14 protein-coding genes and 5 pseudogenes are annotated in these 15,353 nt (G+C 43.4%); 8 read left to right on the forward strand and 11 right to left on the reverse strand.

Annotated features, from left to right (window positions below; all coding sequences use genetic code 11):
- The first annotated feature begins 5 nt into the window (after positions 1-5).
- The 3 genes and pseudogenes from V7K31_RS09900 (at position 6) to V7K31_RS09910 (ending at position 2,256) form a co-directional block, all read left to right on the forward strand.
- A complete protein-coding gene (locus V7K31_RS09900) occupies positions 6-272 on the forward strand; it encodes an aldo/keto reductase (RefSeq protein WP_335094075.1) in 267 nt (88 codons plus the stop codon).
- A complete protein-coding gene (locus V7K31_RS09905; protein WP_335094076.1) occupies positions 266-412 on the forward strand; it encodes a hypothetical protein in 147 nt (48 codons plus the stop codon). The genes V7K31_RS09900 and V7K31_RS09905 overlap by 7 nt, the downstream gene beginning before the upstream one ends.
- 181 nt (positions 413-593) lie before the next feature.
- Positions 594-2,256 (forward strand): annotated as a pseudogene (locus V7K31_RS09910) (ISL3 family transposase).
- 21 nt (positions 2,257-2,277) lie between these two features.
- Here V7K31_RS09910 and V7K31_RS09915 read toward each other — a convergent pair.
- A complete protein-coding gene (locus V7K31_RS09915) occupies positions 2,278-2,454 on the reverse strand; it encodes a hypothetical protein (RefSeq protein ID WP_335094079.1) in 177 nt (58 codons plus the stop codon).
- Positions 2,455-2,523: 69 nt separating this feature from the next.
- On the opposite strand from V7K31_RS09915, the gene V7K31_RS09920 reads away from it, so the two are divergent.
- Entirely contained in the window at positions 2,524-3,498 is a 975-nt protein-coding gene (locus tag V7K31_RS09920) for an aldo/keto reductase (RefSeq protein WP_335094081.1), read from the forward strand.
- A 574-nt stretch (positions 3,499-4,072) separates the two neighbouring features.
- Positions 4,073-4,414, forward strand: a pseudogene (locus tag V7K31_RS09925) (ISAzo13-like element transposase-related protein); the annotation flags it as partial.
- Positions 4,415-4,628: 214 nt separating this feature from the next.
- On the opposite strand, the pseudogene V7K31_RS09930 reads toward V7K31_RS09925, so the two are convergent.
- From V7K31_RS09930 to V7K31_RS09960, 7 genes and pseudogenes are all read right to left on the reverse strand, one after another.
- Positions 4,629-4,886, reverse strand: a pseudogene (locus V7K31_RS09930) (IS4 family transposase); the annotation flags it as partial.
- A gap of 100 nt (positions 4,887-4,986) precedes the next feature.
- Positions 4,987-5,625: a nucleotidyltransferase family protein gene (locus V7K31_RS09935; protein ID WP_335094082.1), complete on the reverse strand. Its 639-nt coding sequence runs from the start codon at positions 5,623-5,625 to the stop codon at positions 4,987-4,989.
- Positions 5,626-5,637: 12 nt separating this feature from the next.
- On the reverse strand, positions 5,638-6,795 hold the full coding sequence (locus tag V7K31_RS09940; RefSeq protein ID WP_335094083.1) for an XdhC family protein: 1,158 nt from the start codon (positions 6,793-6,795) through the stop codon (positions 5,638-5,640).
- A 509-nt stretch (positions 6,796-7,304) separates the two neighbouring features.
- Positions 7,305-9,515 carry a xanthine dehydrogenase family protein molybdopterin-binding subunit gene (locus V7K31_RS09945; RefSeq protein ID WP_335094084.1) on the reverse strand — a complete coding sequence of 737 codons (2,211 nt, stop codon included), beginning with the start codon at positions 9,513-9,515 and terminating at the stop codon, positions 7,305-7,307.
- On the reverse strand, positions 9,512-10,495 hold the full coding sequence (locus V7K31_RS09950) for an FAD binding domain-containing protein (protein ID WP_335094085.1): 984 nt from the start codon (positions 10,493-10,495) through the stop codon (positions 9,512-9,514). The genes V7K31_RS09945 and V7K31_RS09950 overlap by 4 nt, the downstream gene beginning before the upstream one ends.
- Positions 10,482-11,105, reverse strand: a complete 624-nt coding sequence (locus V7K31_RS09955; protein ID WP_335094086.1) for a (2Fe-2S)-binding protein — start codon at positions 11,103-11,105, stop codon at positions 10,482-10,484. Before V7K31_RS09955 ends, V7K31_RS09950 begins: the two co-directional genes overlap by 14 nt.
- Positions 11,106-11,616: 511 nt before the next feature.
- Positions 11,617-11,787, reverse strand: a pseudogene (locus V7K31_RS09960) (HAD hydrolase-like protein); the annotation flags it as partial.
- 131 nt (positions 11,788-11,918) lie between these two features.
- Between V7K31_RS09960 and V7K31_RS09965 the strand changes: the two are divergent.
- Positions 11,919-12,356: pseudogene (locus V7K31_RS09965) on the forward strand (IS1634 family transposase); the annotation flags it as partial.
- A gap of 171 nt (positions 12,357-12,527) precedes the next feature.
- Here V7K31_RS09965 and V7K31_RS09970 read toward each other — a convergent pair.
- From V7K31_RS09970 to V7K31_RS09980, 3 genes are read right to left on the reverse strand one after another with little or no spacing between them, the layout of a single operon-like run.
- Positions 12,528-12,707, reverse strand: a complete 180-nt coding sequence (locus V7K31_RS09970) for a hypothetical protein (RefSeq protein WP_335094089.1) — start codon at positions 12,705-12,707, stop codon at positions 12,528-12,530.
- A complete protein-coding gene (locus tag V7K31_RS09975; RefSeq protein ID WP_335094091.1) occupies positions 12,704-13,303 on the reverse strand; it encodes a hypothetical protein in 600 nt (199 codons plus the stop codon). Before V7K31_RS09975 ends, V7K31_RS09970 begins: the two co-directional genes overlap by 4 nt.
- A gap of 17 nt (positions 13,304-13,320) precedes the next feature.
- Positions 13,321-14,064: a ParA family protein gene (locus V7K31_RS09980; protein ID WP_335094092.1), complete on the reverse strand. Its 744-nt coding sequence runs from the start codon at positions 14,062-14,064 to the stop codon at positions 13,321-13,323.
- Between the two features lie 148 nt (positions 14,065-14,212).
- Here V7K31_RS09980 and V7K31_RS09985 point away from each other — a divergent pair, with 148 nt between their 5' ends.
- The gene (locus V7K31_RS09985) at positions 14,213-14,608 is read left to right on the forward strand and encodes a hypothetical protein (RefSeq protein WP_335094093.1); all 396 of its coding nucleotides are present in this window, start codon (positions 14,213-14,215) and stop codon (positions 14,606-14,608) included.
- 36 nt (positions 14,609-14,644) lie between these two features.
- Positions 14,645-15,073: a type II toxin-antitoxin system VapC family toxin gene (locus tag V7K31_RS09990; protein WP_335094094.1), complete on the forward strand. Its 429-nt coding sequence runs from the start codon at positions 14,645-14,647 to the stop codon at positions 15,071-15,073.
- The last annotated feature ends 280 nt before the right edge of the window (positions 15,074-15,353 follow it).

Here is a 15,353-nt window from a genome sequence, read left to right on the forward strand (position 1 = left end):
AGCAAATGCAGAAAAGAAAACTTGGAAATAGCAATTTAGAAGTTTCAGTGATCGGGCTGGGCTGCATGGGAATGAGCTTTTCCTATGGTCCGCCTGCCGATAAAGAGGAGATGATTTCATTGATTCGGTCAGCCGTTGATCGCGGCATTACGTTTTTCGATACCGCAGAAGTTTACGGTCCATTCACCAATGAAGAACTTGTGGGCGAAGCTCTCGCTCCCTTCCGCAACCAAGTAGCGATCGCCACTAAGTGTAGCGACCTGCAATGCTAATCGCTCAAACCTGCAATCAAGACATTTACAAACCAGGATTATTTGCAACTATAATTGTGCTTCAGCCAGGATTATGGGTCTTGTCCACTTTTGGTGATCCTGTTTGGGGATACTCTCAACTGAGCGATCGCAAAAGATGAATTTTTTTAGTCAATAGCGATAGAACGAACGCCTCAGTAGTTGAGAATGATGTCAACAAATTCAATAAAAGCTAGAATGGAGATGAAAAGCCTAAACTTCTTGTGTACTCTAGCTTTTAGGTAATAAAACGAGAAATAGTTGAGAATCACACACTCAGAGTCGAATATGGGTCAAAAGGCTATAGAAGTACTCTATCGCCTATTACCCGATACAAAAAATCAACAAAATTGAAAATTGGCTGATTAACGAAGCACAAGCTACCATTACGTTAATTATCGCTTCAGTACAAGCTGTTACTCAGTGCCCAATCTGCACTTCCCAAACTCACCGAATTCATAGTCACTATGAGCGGACGTTAGCTGATTTATCGTGGGCTGATTACAGAATTACTTTATAGATGCGTGTGCGGAAGTTTTTTTGTCTCAATGCTAATTGTAAACGGCGCATTTTTACTAAAAGATTGACTAACGTGACCGCTCCTTGGGCGCGTCGGACTCTGCGGTTGGCTCAACAATTTACCACAATTGGTTTAGCGTTAGGCGGTGCAGCTGGGGTGAGACTATCGCGGCGCGATGGTTTCACTGTGAGTCGCAATACACTGCTGCGACTGGTGCGTAAAATGCCTCTACCATTAATTGATTTCCTAGAAACTCTTGGGGTAGACGATTTCGCTTTTCGCAAGTGCCAAACTTATGGGACGATACTCGTTGATTTAGAGCAAAGCCAACCATTGGCTTTACTAAAAGACCGCTCTGCGGAAACTTTAGCCCAATGGTTAAAAGCACATCTAGGTATTAAAGTTGTCTCACGAGACCGAGCAAAAGCTTATGCTAGTGGCATTAGTCAAGGAGCGCCCGAAGCTATCCAGGTTGCGGATCGTTTTCATGTACTACAGAATCTAGGAGAAACACTCGAACGAGTGTTTCATGTACATAGCAAAGACTTTAAAGAAGTTGATGAAGCTTACAGTCAAATCGAGGTGATCCAAAGAGACGGCACAGTAATTGCACCAGTCCCACCACCTCCAACGACGACTAAACAGGAGCGCCTTGCCGAACAGCGTCGTACACGAAGACTGGCGATTTATCAGCAAATTTGGGAATTACATCGCCAGGGGTGGTCGGGACAAGCTATTGCTCGGCAACTTGGCATTGGTCATGGGACTGTATTTCGTTACCTGAGTACCTCCACTTTTGTTGAACGTCAAGGACGTAACGACCGTGGTCGAAGCCTCCTAAACCCTTACAAAGATTACCTTCTCAAACGCTGGAACGAAGGTTGTCTCGATACCAAAGGGCTGTTTGGGGAAATTCAACGGCGTGGTTACTCCGGCAGCTATGATACTGTGGCCCGCTACACCCGTCGGTTGCGCGGCTCACAAGGATTGAAACTGAGACAACGGCTAGTAAATAAGTCTCTGCCAATAGTTGCCGAACCGGAGAAAAAGTCTTTGACTCCCAGTCGTGCAACCTGGCTGGTGCAGCGACGACAAGAATTGTGGAAGCGAGTTGATGAACAACTAATTGCCCTGCTAACAGGACAACACCCCGAATTAGCTGAAGCAATTGGATTAGCGCAAGATTTTGCTCAACTGGTGCGTACTCGACAACCTGAACAACTTGATCTATGGCTTGCACAGGCTGACAATAGCATTGTTTCTCCTTTTCGTCGCTTTGCTAAAAGTTTGCGTGAAGACTACGATGCTGTCAAAGCGGGGGTAACGCTCTGGGTAAGCAATGGCCCTGTTGAAGGGCATATCAACCGATTAAAGATGTTGAAACGACAAATGTATGGTCGCGCTGGGATAGATTTACTTGAGCGACGGTTCTTGCTGGCGATATAAAGCGCAGGTGACTGTGAAAAGTCAAGTGTCTTTCTGCGATCGCGCTTGGCGGGTGCTTGCACCATCGCATGAAGGCGGGCACTTCGTGCCATCGCTCATTCCGATAATGGGTTTCACTGTATCTTTTTTGATTGCGATCGCGCTTGGCGGACGTTCCGCGTCATCGCCTAAACTAATATCCCCGAACAGGATCACCAAAAGTGGACAAGACCCTTAATCCTGGCTGAACGCTATAATTAGGGATTTAGCTTTGAATGCAAGGAGAGGATGATGAAAAACAGAACAATTGGAAGCAGCAAATTAGAAGTCTCCGCTGTTGGTTTAGGTTGCATGGGGTTCAGTCACGGCTACGGCGCTACACCCGAACGCCAAGAGTCAATCAACCTGATTCGCTACGCATTTGAACTCGGTTGTACCCACTTCGATACAGCCGAAGGTTACGGAGCGGGCAATAACGAAGAGTTAGTTGGCGAAGCACTGCGCGATGTCCGCGATCAGGTGGTTATCGCGACCAAGTTCCTCATTCGCGAAAGCTCAACCACCGATCCCGCCGACAAGCAAATTCGCTCCCATCTGGAAGCCTCTCTCAAACGTCTGGGAACCGATCATGTCGATTTGTATTACCAGCATCGCGTGAGCCCTGACATTCCAGTTGAAGAGATCGCGGAGTGCATGGGCCAGTTAATCCGCGAAGGAAAGATTGGTGGCTGGGGGCAGTCGCAGGCAACCGCAGAGCAGATTCGCCGAGCGCACGCGGTGACTCCGCTCACCGCCGTGCAAAGCGAATACTCGATGATGGAACGGATGTTTGAACGTGAAGTCATTCCTGCTTGCAAAGAACTCGGCATTGGCTTCGTGCCATTTTCTCCACTCGCGAGCGGCTTTCTTTCCGGTAAAGTGCGCGTCGATGACCAATACCAGGGCGATGATGTAAGGCGCGCCATAACCCGATTCGATAGCGCGAACATCGCTGCGAATCAGCCGCTTGTGGATTTGCTGCACCGCTTTGCGGACGAAAAGCACGCCACTCCCGCTCAAATCTCGCTTGCCTGGATGCTGGACAAGGAAGACTTTATCGCCCCGATTCCCGGCTCCCGGAAGCGCGAGCGCATCGCCGAGAATCTTGGCGCGGCGGAGGTAGAAATCAGTGCCAGTGAATTGGAACAAATCGAAACGGAACTGGCGAAGATAGACATCCACGGGAATCGGACGGATGAGGACATCGCGAAGATGCGTCCGTGAGCCGGATTCGCACGTATCTGTGAACTAACTTAGGAGACAATCCCCATGAACAACTTGCGCTCCCAGAGGGATGCCAGCCTACGACCTGCCATACCGATTATGGCGGTTGTCTTCCTCTCGTTCATGATTATAGGCGTTGACTCCGGCGGGGTAAGTTCGGCAGATGCCATGATTATTGTTTTTATTTGAAATGGCGGTCTAATTTAATTTTAATTGTCTATCGAGTGTCTACACTTACGTTCGGCATCACCAGAGTGCAAAATTCACGTTTCGCGTTTTAGTCAATGACAACTCCATTAAGGGTTAACGCCAATCGGGAGAGTTAGCTGTTGTGACCTGGAATTATAAATTTAGAATTTGCCTTGCATTGACTTCAGGGTTTACGATCGCACAACGTGCTTTCACAACACTAACTTAATAAATCACTTTTTCTTGTGGATCGGTTTCGGTTCCATTAATTCGCTCCTCGCCCACCGCTCGATAAATTCAGATAAAGAAAAGTTCTGTGCTTTAGCAGCTGCTTCTATGCTTTATTAATATAAACTAATTGGTATTAATAGACGACGCTGCCTTCAAGTATCAACTAAATATACGTTTAGCTTACTACCCTCCATATCATAGTAAATATAATCCGATAGAAAGGACATGGGCAATACTAGAGAATCATTGGAATGGCAGCATTTTAGATGAAGTCGAGACGGCTTTAAAGTTTGCTAGTACTATGAAATGGAAAGGTTCTCATCCAGTGGTTAAGCTAATACACGAAACTTATGAGAATGGGGTAAAGCTTACAAAAAAAGCTATGGCTCAAATTGAAAAACAGATTGAGCGGCTAACCGATTCTACTCATGAAGTTTTCCCAAATTTAGGTAATTGGTTTATTGATATTTTTTGTAGTAAAACAAAAGTTATTTGATTTTAATAGCAGCATTTATTTAGCTACAAAATATAGTAATTTTACACTGTTAACTTCAAAGCAGACGACAAGTGTATAGATTCTTCATGCATAGATGAGGGGGAGAAAAGGGGTTGCCCTCGGCAACCCCTTTTCTCCCCCTTAAAATGATTATCATTCTTGAAAAAACCTGTCTCTTGTTTTTCTTGGAATAATTTATTCTTTGGAAGTCCCCTAACTCATTCAATTTCTGATAAATTTCTTGAAAGGGTTTTTGTGCGCGGTGAGAACTGGCTTTGGAAAAGGTAGAAATATCTACTTCAAATCCGGTGTTATTTAATCTTGGAAATAAATCTCGCATACTTGTTAAACTGTTATCCAGAGCAGACGATAGCCAGCACTCAAAGAATAGACAACTATTCAATACTGGATAATCGTTTTTTGGCAGGCTTTTCAGGATATCTTTGACAATTTTGGGAAATGAATTTATAATCGACAATCAAACTAATATAGTTTAAGCCTTCGCCCAAAATACCATATTTTGGGCTATTTTTATCGAATTTTTCTTAGCATTCAACACTTCTGGGCTAGTCCTAATTAGCAGTTCTGATCATTGATAGCAATTGTTCATAATCTTTTGGTGTATCAATATCAATATCTCCTAGAGGAAATGGAATGGAAAACACTTCATTCCGGTTATTATTAATAACTATTTTTGCTCCGGATGTTTCTTTCAAAGAAGCAAGTTCTGAAAAAAAACTCTGACTAAATAGAGCTGGTACACCTAATATACCTGCATATTCACAAGCAACAATCGGCTTTTTTGTCGAATAATATGTATTAACAAGTTGATCAATAAGTTGCGGATAAACAAATGGCTGGTCGCAAAGTGTAATAACTGCTGCTTCTATTTTTTGCGGAAGATTATTTAACAATTCGATACCGCTTTTGATTGAAGCACTCATTCCACAAGCCCAATCCCGGCTCTTAACGACTCTAACAGGAAGTTGCTTAACTTCGGGACAAACCTGTTCTGCATTTGCTCCAAGTACTATTACCACAGGTTTACAAACTGAAGCGATCGCAGTTTCTGCAATATGATGCAAAAAACTACGTCCTTGATAAAGCAACAGTTGTTTTGGTGTACCCATACGAGTAGAGGCACCCGCCGCGAGAATAATAATAGCTATGCTTGATGTTTCAGTTTCTATTTGCTCGGTGCTAGATACCATAACAGATAAATACTATGTTGTTAGTAACAAATTAAAATTCTCTTGATAACTTTGATGAATTGGTTGATTCCGATTTTTTAAAAAATTACTATTGCGGTTTGTCAGCACAGCTTGAATTTCCGCAATGATTGCAAGCGCGATTTCTTCGGGTGTATCTGCGCCGATATCAATACCAATAGGGGAATACAATCTCTTTAATTCTTCCCTAGTAGAAACTATCCCTTTTGTACCTAAATCTTGAAGCAATCTTTCTGTGCGATGCTTTGTCCCTAGAAGTCCAATATAACGTGCAGGAGATGGTAGTATTCTCTTTAAAATTTCTAGGTCGTCAAGATAATTATGCGTCATCACTACAGCCACTGTGTGAGCATATATAAAAACCTGTTTATGTATAATCTCTCGATGGCTAAGAATCACATCACAAGGCAGAGGAAATCGCGCTCTAGTTGTCTCATTAGCTCGACAATCGACTACAGTAACTTCCCAACCTAATGCTTGAGCAAACTGTGCTACAGGTACAGCGTCATCACCGGCACCAAATATTACTAAAGGTGTGGGTGGTTGGATGACTTCGATGAAAACTTCTGCACTACCTAAAGGTAACTGATACTTGTTTACCCTTGACTTTTGATTAGCAAAGGCTGCTTGAGTATCTGCACTCAGAGATTGAATTAAATTGGCATCTTTAATGTCAGTGATAATTTTACCGTTTGGATACAGCAGTAAGCGCGACCCAAGTTCCACATCTACCCCGCCTTCAAAAGCAAAGACTGTAGCAATAATACCCAAATGTTTTTTCTGAAAGCACTCTTGTGTAAAAGCGATCGCATTGGGTGTGCTTTTTGTCTCAAGCCGTTCGATGAGAACTTGCATTATCCCATTGCACCCCAGACCAAAGCCCCAAAGAATATCTTCCGAGGCGGTATGATCGTAAGTAACAACAATTGGTTTGCCGTCCGACATTCGTTGTTGAGTATACTCAAATACATCATTCTCCAAGCAGCCAGCGCTGATACTGCCAATCATCCGACCTGTATTTGTCATCAACATTTTAGCACCTGGTCGGCGATAGGTTGAACCTTGAGTTTTAACTACAGTGGCAAGAAAACTGATTTCACCACTTTTTTGACTGGACTCGAAGCCTTCTAAGATTGCTTGTAATTCGTTCATTTCATTGCTTATTTTTTGTTTTCAGTAGTTTGTCAGCTTGAGCCAAAAGTGCCAATTAAAACAATGTGAGTACCGAACAAGGCAAAAGTAAAAAGAAAGATAAATTCCAATACAGTTCAGTTAAGCATTTCTTCCTTCTCTTTGAGTCCTACCCTGCGGTCAGCCGCTCCGCGTCTATGCGTCCTTCTCTACGAGACGCTGCGCGTTGGCGTCAGCCTCTCGTAGAGAAGGCGGTACCCTGCGGGTACTCCGTTGGAGAACTTGTAGAGTAGCCGCTTCGCGTCTACGTTAAAAAAATTCACTTTAACAAAGAGTTTTAGCCTTAACCCAAGCGTATTGAGATAAATTCAATATTTCTTTTTACTTTTTACTTGGTTCTTTTTACTTTTTAATGCGCCATTGTGCATGGTAGCTAGTATCAAACACAAGTCGATTCGTCGCGCGTTAACGATTACACTTGCATTAGACTGACTAACTTGATTGATTTTAAAAACGAATGATCGCTATATCTACAGCAGCTTGTCTAATGTAATTGGCAAATCGCGGATACGTTTGCCTGTGGCATGATATACAGCGTTGGCGATCGCCGCAGCAGTGCCGGTAATGCCAATTTCACCAATCCCCTTGACACCAAGCGGGTTGATATGTGGATCGTGTTCATCAACAAACAACACCTCAATATCAGGAACATCTGCATTCACTGGTACGTGATACTCAGCTAAATCATGGTTAACAACCCGTCCGAAGTTCGGGTCTATTACCGTATGTTCCATCAACGCCATACCGATACCGTAGACAATCCCACCGATGAGTTGACTGTTGGCTGTTTTAGCATTGAGTATGCGTCCAACACCAAAAGCTCCCACCCAGCGCGTGACTCGCACTTCCCCAGAATCAGGGTTAACGCGGACTTCGGCAAATTGCGAGCCAAATGAGTGCATGGAAAACTTCTTTTGTTCTTCTCCAGGCTTGGCATCTGCACGCGCTTCGATCATTTTCATTCCATGCCGTGCCAAGATTGCCTGATAAGTTTCGGTTGCGGAGGATTTATTTTTTAAGAAAAAGCTGCCATTTTCGGCAATCACATCCTCTGCATTTGAACTATAAAGCGGAGATTTTTGATCGGCAAGTGCTAGTTGCAAAAGCTGACTACGAGCTTGATTTCCTGCTAAATGTACAGCCGAACTGACACTAGCTGCGGTTTGTGAACCACCGGAAACGGGGGTTTGTGGCATCTTCGTATCGCCTAGTTCAAAGCGAACTTTTTCAACTGGTAAACCAAGCGCATCAGCTGCAACTTGAGTCATCACGGTATAAGTTCCCGTACCAATATCTTGAGAACCGCTTTGCACAACTGCTGTACCGTCTGCCATAATTTGAGCGATCGCTGATGCCGGAGAACGATTGGTAGGATAAGTTGCTGTTGCCATACCCCAACCAATCAAATAATTGCCGTCTCGCATCGAACGGGGTTGAGGATTGCGCTTTTGCCAGCCAAACTTTTCTGCTCCTATTTTGTAGCACTGGATCAGTGACTTGCTCGACCAAGGCAATCCTTTACTAGCATCGACATCAGCATGGTTACGCAGACGCAGTTCTACTGGATCGATATTCAGCGCATAAGCTAGTTCATCCATTGCTGATTCTAAGGCGAACGATCCAGAAGCTTCACCTGGCGCACGCATAAAAGTTGGTGTTCCTTGATCGAGTTGAACCAGACGATGGCTAGTTTCGATATGCGGACAAGCGTAAATCATGCGTGCAGTCTTAGCCACAGGTTCAATGAATTCATCAAAGGTTGAAGTTTGGGAAGTACCTGTGTGTCGGAGTGCAGTTAATTTTCCTTCGCGGGTGGCACCTAAAGAAACCTGTTGAATTGTCTCTGGTCGAAAGCCTACAGGCCCATACATCTGTATCCGTCCCAGAACTAATTTTACTGGACGATTAACCTGCCGGGCGGCGATCGCTGCTAGTGGCACATGCGACCAAGCTGAACCTTTGCAACCAAAGCCACCGCCAACGAAGTAAGACATAATGCGGACTTTTTCCGGCTCAATTCCTAATACCCCAGCAACTTTTTGTTGAGCCGAAAAGATTCCCTGAGTTGCGTCATACAACAGCAGTTGATCGCCTTGCCAAACTGCTGTTGTGGCGTGAGGCTCCATCGGATTATGATTTTCTACTGGAGTAGTATAAGTTTGCTCGACGCGCACAGCCGCATTCGCTAGTCCCTGATTGACATCGCCGTGAGATGAATCGGGCGATTCCTCTCTAGGGATTTTACCTTTAGGGAAGTATGCCTTAGCAAGATTCTCCCGCATATTGATGGTGGGTTTCTCTTCGTCATAGCGGACTTGCACCAGCGAGGCAGCATACATAGCGCGTTCAAAGGTATCGGCAACGACGACACCAATGTGCTGACCACTATAAAGCACAACGTTATCTTGCAGCACTTGCAACTTCCGACCACCGCCCTTTTCTCCAGAAGCTTTGGGTGCGTTGAGGTGGGTAATCACTGCTAATACACCCGGTACTTGCTCTGCCGCCTTTGTATCGATTTGGGCAATCTTCCCTTTGGCGATCGTGCTTTGAATCGTGACTCCATAAGTCATTTTTGCTATGGGAAACTCTGCCGCATAGCGTGCTACTCCAGTCACCTTCAGATGGCCATCAACTCGATTGAGCGGTTTGCCGACAACTGTATTTGTATCCCCTTTCATACCATCCCTCCTACCGTCGTCAGCGCCTTAACAATGGTGCGTTTAGCCAGTTCGACTTTAAACCCATTGTATTTTTGAGGTTTAGCTCCAGCGACAGCAGCATTTGCTGCTGCTTGAAATGTCCCCTGGTTTGCTGGCTGGTTCACAAGCGTTTTTTCCGCCTCGTAAGCACGCCAGGGCTTTGTGCCTACCCCACCAAGGGCAATGCGTGCCGAGCGAATAATGCCATTTTGAATGTCCAGCGCTGCCGCCACCGATGCCATTGCAAAGGCATAGGAAGCGCGATCGCGGACTTTCAAATAGTGCGATCGCGCTGCAAATGGTGAAGCAGGCAAGTCAACGGCAACAATTAACTCTCCATGTTGGAGAACTGTCTCATGTTCGGGTGTCTTGCCAGGTAGGAGATGAAAATCCGCGAGCGGAATACTGCGCTCACCATTGGGAGAGCGTGTTTGCACAACCGCATCAAGTGCCACCATTGCCACCGCCATATCGGAAGGATGGGTGGCAATGCAGTGATCGCTACCGCCGAGAATCGCATGGATGCGGTTGTAACCCTCAATGGCCGCACAACCGGAACCGGGAACGCGCTTATTGCAGGGCATTGAAGTGTCGCGAAAGTAATAGCACCGGGTACGTTGTAGCAAATTTCCGCCCACTGTTGCCATGTTTCGCAGTTGCGGTGATGCCCCAGACAACAATGCTTCTGACAGCACAGGGTAATGCTTTTGAATCATGGCATCATAAGCAACATCGCTATTGCGCGCCATTGCTCCAATCCGTAGATTGTTACTTTGCATTTCTATCTTGCTTACTGGCAGTGGGTTAATGTTAACCAACTCTCTTGGCGTTTCCACATTCAACTTCATCAAATCGATTAAGCTAGTACCACCAGCAATATACGAGGCTTCGGCATCTTGAGCCACCAACGCCACGGCATTTTCCGCTTGTCCCGCTTTTTTATAGTTAAACGGCTGCATCTTTTTTTCCTTCTAAGACATCGCGGACAGCATGGATGATATTTGGATAAGCACCGCAACGGCAGATATTGCCGCTCATCAATTCCCGAATGTCGGTATCTGACTTAGCGTGTCCTTCCTTGACTAAACCCACCGCCGAACAAATTTGTCCCGGTGTGCAATAACCGCACTGAAATGCATCGCGGGCAACAAACGCGGCTTGCATCGGGTGCAGATTGTCTCCTTGCGCCAGACCTTCAATGGTTGTAATGGTAGCATCTGTGTGCATAATCGCAAAAGTCAGGCAGGAGTTAATTCTCTGTCCATCAACCAGCACCGTACAAGCACCGCACTGACCGTGATCACAACCTTTTTTACTACCAGTTAGCCCTATGTATTCCCGAAGTGCATCAAGCAAGGTAACACGTGGTTCAATCTGCAAACTATGTGCTGTTCCGTTCACTTGTAGCGTCACCTGCATAGTTTCAGATATCGAACTTTTCAGCATTGGAGTAGTTTTTTTAACCGGAGCTTGTGCCACAGTTTTCTCCACAAAATTACTGATTGTAGCCGCTAGTGTACTGACGAGCATCAATTGACCCAACCTACGGCGTCTTAGCCGAAACTTCATCTTTTTACTCCATTCTGTTTTTGTTTAGTAATAATATTAATTATTGAGTAATTTTTCTGGCTTACATTCTTTATAAAAACCACTTTTGCTTACAAGTATTTTCCTCAAAATAACATTGTTAACAGAATACAATTTCATCTGCTTTTCGTCTCTCTATCAGAAGATTTATGCCATAAGTATCATCCCCCGTCAAAGCCCCTAGATCCTTGACTGAGTAAAGCAGATACTGCCAAAGCCGATTTGGATGCAGTAAGACTGATTGCACTCAAGGCTATTGTCGCTATATTTAGTTTCCACTTAAGTAAGCTCATACTACTTTTTCATAATTTTCTCTTAGCTTACCAAATGATTACTAATAAATATCTGACTTTTCCCGTTAAGTCTCTTTTGCAAGCTGCCAACCCTCACTCTTGTCGTGCAATTTTAACCAGCCTCGCCACAGTACCTGGATACCAATAGGGGTTTTATGCCGATGTTCTAAGTAACCCCCTAAACCAGCGAAGTTAAGTCCGGCTGCGATCGCTGCTTTCTCATCTTCATCTCTGTCGCCTATCATCGAGCTTTTAGTTAAATCAATTTCAAAATCATTCTTTGCTTTTTGAATCATTCCTGGGCTAGATTTCCGAAATGATTGATAAAAAGGTCTGTCTGTAGGAGCTAAAAAACTGTATCTATCCCACACATCATAATTCTTAGAGGAAACTTTATAACTCCCGGTTCGCCTATTTTTTCATGAGTTAGAGAAAATAAGCAGTTAAAAGTATACCCAGCGACATATTTTAAAAAGTACAGAGTAGGTATATGTTCTGGTTTATGCATACAGAACCTATAATTACAAACGAACGAGTGGATGATATCCCTGTACTGCTAGCACAATTAGAGCGTATAGGTGCAAGGCAACTACTTGATAAGCATTTCCCGACACATGGAAATTGGGAAGGTGAAAGCTTAGGAAGTGTAGCAGTAATTTGGCTAACGCATATACTTTCACAAGCTGACCACCGTTTAAATTATGTCCAAGGGTGGGTAGCAAAAAAGTTGGAAACGTTAAAAACATTTGTTGGAGAAAAGTTAGAAGACTTAGACCTTACAGATGACCGTTTACAATCACTATTACGTTATCTCAATAGAGATCATAATTGGAAACTATTTGAGGCAGAACTTTCTGGAAACATTATACAAGTTTACGATTTAAATACAGATAAAGTGCGTTTAGATAGTACAACAGCTAGTAGTAATTGTGGAGTAAACTCAATAGACTCGTTAAAATTAATCTTCAAGTTACAAAACATCAAAAAACGACTAGGCGATATCTTGATAGACTACCTCAAACAATAGAAGAAACATCCATAAATCTAGACTTTGAGATTCTGGAATCATCTGTCACACAACAAATTAAGTTGTTTGGTTGGCGTGTTTACGTTACCAACCAAACAACTTATTTACTGTTTGCTCCCCTTTTATCGAACTCCTAAAAAAATGGGCGAACCGGGAGTTGTGAGTATATTGATTTAAAAGGGTGCGATCGCAGCAATTAACATGGTTAGATGTCGCCTTAAGTGCGATCGCTTCGGTGGCGGCGATCGCACACTCCTCTTTCAAAGTTTGTCCCTGCTTTTCTGCCTTGACATCAATACCTCTATCAAAGTCACACGATCAGAGTTAAACGACTCTAAAAGTTGTACTAAAGCTTCTTCTACAATCACTTCTTTATAAGGAGCATTGGCTTTTCCTAGCTCTAACTGGAGTGTAAGGTGCAGTTTGTCTAGCTGATGCAGTACCTCTTCACTGATTTGAAATGTAGATTTACGCAATGAAACTTTTTCTAGGTTGACTTGTTGACTTGTTAGCAAGTTAGTTTTCTGGCTTGTTGAGTTGCTGTTTAGTTGAATGATTGGCGTGTTATTTTGCTGACTTGTTGAAGCTTCAAATGTATGTTCACTTTTGGATTGCTGACTGGTTAACTTGTCAGCTTCCTTACTGGTTGACACTTCATCTTGCTGACTTGCTGACTTGTCAGATTTTTGACTGGTTAGTAATTTATCTGGTTGACTGGTTAACTTGTCAGCTTCCTTGCTGGTTGACACTTCATCTTGCTGACTTGCTGACTTGCTAATTTGCTCAAACCCAGCTAAAACTTTATCAGTCGAGGACAACGGATCATTATCGTCATTTAATCTGGCGCGTCGTTTTGTCATCTGTCTTTTCACCTTAATTAGATTGCAGCAATTAAATTAGCGATTATCTGGTAAGGCTGCACTAGTTTGGGGTCTTTAGCATAGATGTGAATTGGCTCGCCTGCCAGATTTGACTCAGAAAACTTGATTGACTTTGGAACGGGTTCAAATATCCGAATGTTTTGTAGTCTCTTATTTAAGGAGGCTAAGACATCTTGAGTCATGACGGTATTTTCAGCCATTGTTGGCAGCACTCCCAGTATTTGTAATTGGGGATTAAGACGTTTTTGAACACTTGCAACTGTTTCTAAAAGTGCAGCCAGCCCTTTTAAAGCGAAAAATTGACATTGTACTGGAATAAGAACTGCATCCGCAGCTGCCAAGGCATTAACCGTTAACAATCCCAAAGAAGGTGGACAGTCAATTAAGATGTGATGGAATTGCTTGAGTACGGGAGTGAGTCGCTCTTTGAGAATGGAGAAGTTACCTACCTTCATAAGCATTTCGGTTTCTCCCTTAGCTAAGTTGATGTCAGCAGGCAGTAAGCTAAGTCCAAATCTAGTAGAAACTACTCCATCAATGACTTCCGCTTTTTCTGTAATAACGTCGTAGCAACTAATCTGGTCATCAGCCACTTCTACCCCCAGCCCTGTGGTGAGATTACCTTGAGGGTCAAGGTCAACAGCGAGGACAGTATCCTTAAGAGCCAGTAGTCCTCCTAGAGAAATAGTAGAGGTAGTTTTGGCTACCCCTCCTTTTTGATTTGCTAATGCAATAATCATTGAATTTTAGGCCAAACATTTTGCCTATGAGCTTACTGGCAAGTCATTAATATAGCAAGTTAGGTTGACAACCAGCCGACTTGTTAACAAGTTAACTTGACAACTTTCTAACTTGTTGGAAAGTTATCAAGTTATACTCCTGTCCTGTATGCTAAATGTAGAAGAGTACATTCTTGTTCAAGGCTTGTTAATAATTAAATATATGGTTATCAATTTCTCCTCTGTAACGCTACCTCAGTCTGAAAACTTGAAGTTACATATCCTACTGTCACGTAATAACGAAGGAAATGTAATAGCTTCTGTCCTAGAATTCCCCAACACTCAGGTTGAGGCACCTACTACTGAACAAGCATTACTTGAATTGAAAACACTTTTATCAACTCGTCTTGAAAAGATAGAAATTATTGCAATAGAAATCCAATTGCCTCAAAGCGAAGCAGAAAATCCTTGGATAAAATTTGCGGGTGTGTTTCAAGACGATGCAGATTTTGCTGAAATTGCTAATAATCTCAGAGCAGAACGTAACGCAGTAGATGAAGATTAAAAGGGTGAGGGTTCGATCTAGATTGAGAAATGCAGGATGAATCTTTATATACTCGACACAGACCATGTTTCGTTTTTACTTCAAGGAAACCAAGCTGTTATATCTAAAGTTGCTCAAGTTTATCCCAATCTGGCTATCACCATTGTCACAGTTCAAGAAATTTTTAACGGGTGGGTAGTCAAAATTAATGATCGGACAGAATCTGCCAACTTAGTAAACCTTTACACTAAACTGTGGACTACTCAAGAGTATTTCAAAGGAGTGAGAATACTCAACTTTGAAAATGCTGCTTACACTTGCTATCAAGATTTACTTAGAGAAAACCAGCAACTAAACAAAAAAAGACTACAGAAAGATTTGCGAATAGCTGCGATCGCTCTAAGGGCGAATGCGGTAATGGTTACTCGTAACCAAAAGGATTTCTCTCAAATTCCCAATTTAGTGCTGGAGGATTGGACACAGTAAAACAACTGCTATCAATTTTGATATCAAAACAGGAAATTACAGAGATACCATTACCAATTGACACCATTAAACTTCCGCAAGAAGTATTTTGCTCTCTACGGAATGTTTTGATTGATGCTCCCTCCCAGTGCCGTATGATATTCGTTATTGGAAAGAGGCATTATCAATAACGCAGTAGTGAGCATTTATGCCTAACGAGCCGGTTTGGGGAGAGTTAGTAAAAGTAGAATTAGAGGCGTGCTTAGATGCTCCGATCTCCAGATATTTTGACGCGCAGTTA

It is taken from the genome of Nostoc sp., assembly GCF_036917675.1.
Lineage (GTDB): Bacteria > Cyanobacteriota > Cyanobacteriia > Cyanobacteriales > Nostocaceae > Nostoc.

Coding starts and splice junctions, on each gene's coding strand:
- V7K31_RS09990 (WP_335094094.1), top strand. CDS start 14,645: ATGAATCTTTATATACTCGACACAGACCATGTTTCGTTTTTACTTCAA.
- V7K31_RS09985 (WP_335094093.1), top strand. CDS start 14,213: ATGCTAAATGTAGAAGAGTACATTCTTGTTCAAGGCTTGTTAATAATT.
- V7K31_RS09955 (WP_335094086.1), bottom strand. CDS start 11,105: ATGAAGTTTCGGCTAAGACGCCGTAGGTTGGGTCAATTGATGCTCGTC.
- V7K31_RS09905 (WP_335094076.1), top strand. CDS start 266: ATGCTAATCGCTCAAACCTGCAATCAAGACATTTACAAACCAGGATTA.
- V7K31_RS09975 (WP_335094091.1), bottom strand. CDS start 13,303: ATGACAAAACGACGCGCCAGATTAAATGACGATAATGATCCGTTGTCC.
- V7K31_RS09900 (WP_335094075.1), top strand. CDS start 6: ATGCAGAAAAGAAAACTTGGAAATAGCAATTTAGAAGTTTCAGTGATC.
- V7K31_RS09945 (WP_335094084.1), bottom strand. CDS start 9,515: ATGAAAGGGGATACAAATACAGTTGTCGGCAAACCGCTCAATCGAGTT.
- V7K31_RS09940 (WP_335094083.1), bottom strand. CDS start 6,795: ATGAACGAATTACAAGCAATCTTAGAAGGCTTCGAGTCCAGTCAAAAA.
- V7K31_RS09935 (WP_335094082.1), bottom strand. CDS start 5,625: ATGGTATCTAGCACCGAGCAAATAGAAACTGAAACATCAAGCATAGCT.
- V7K31_RS09950 (WP_335094085.1), bottom strand. CDS start 10,495: ATGCAGCCGTTTAACTATAAAAAAGCGGGACAAGCGGAAAATGCCGTG.
- V7K31_RS09980 (WP_335094092.1), bottom strand. CDS start 14,064: ATGATTATTGCATTAGCAAATCAAAAAGGAGGGGTAGCCAAAACTACC.
- V7K31_RS09920 (WP_335094081.1), top strand. CDS start 2,524: ATGATGAAAAACAGAACAATTGGAAGCAGCAAATTAGAAGTCTCCGCT.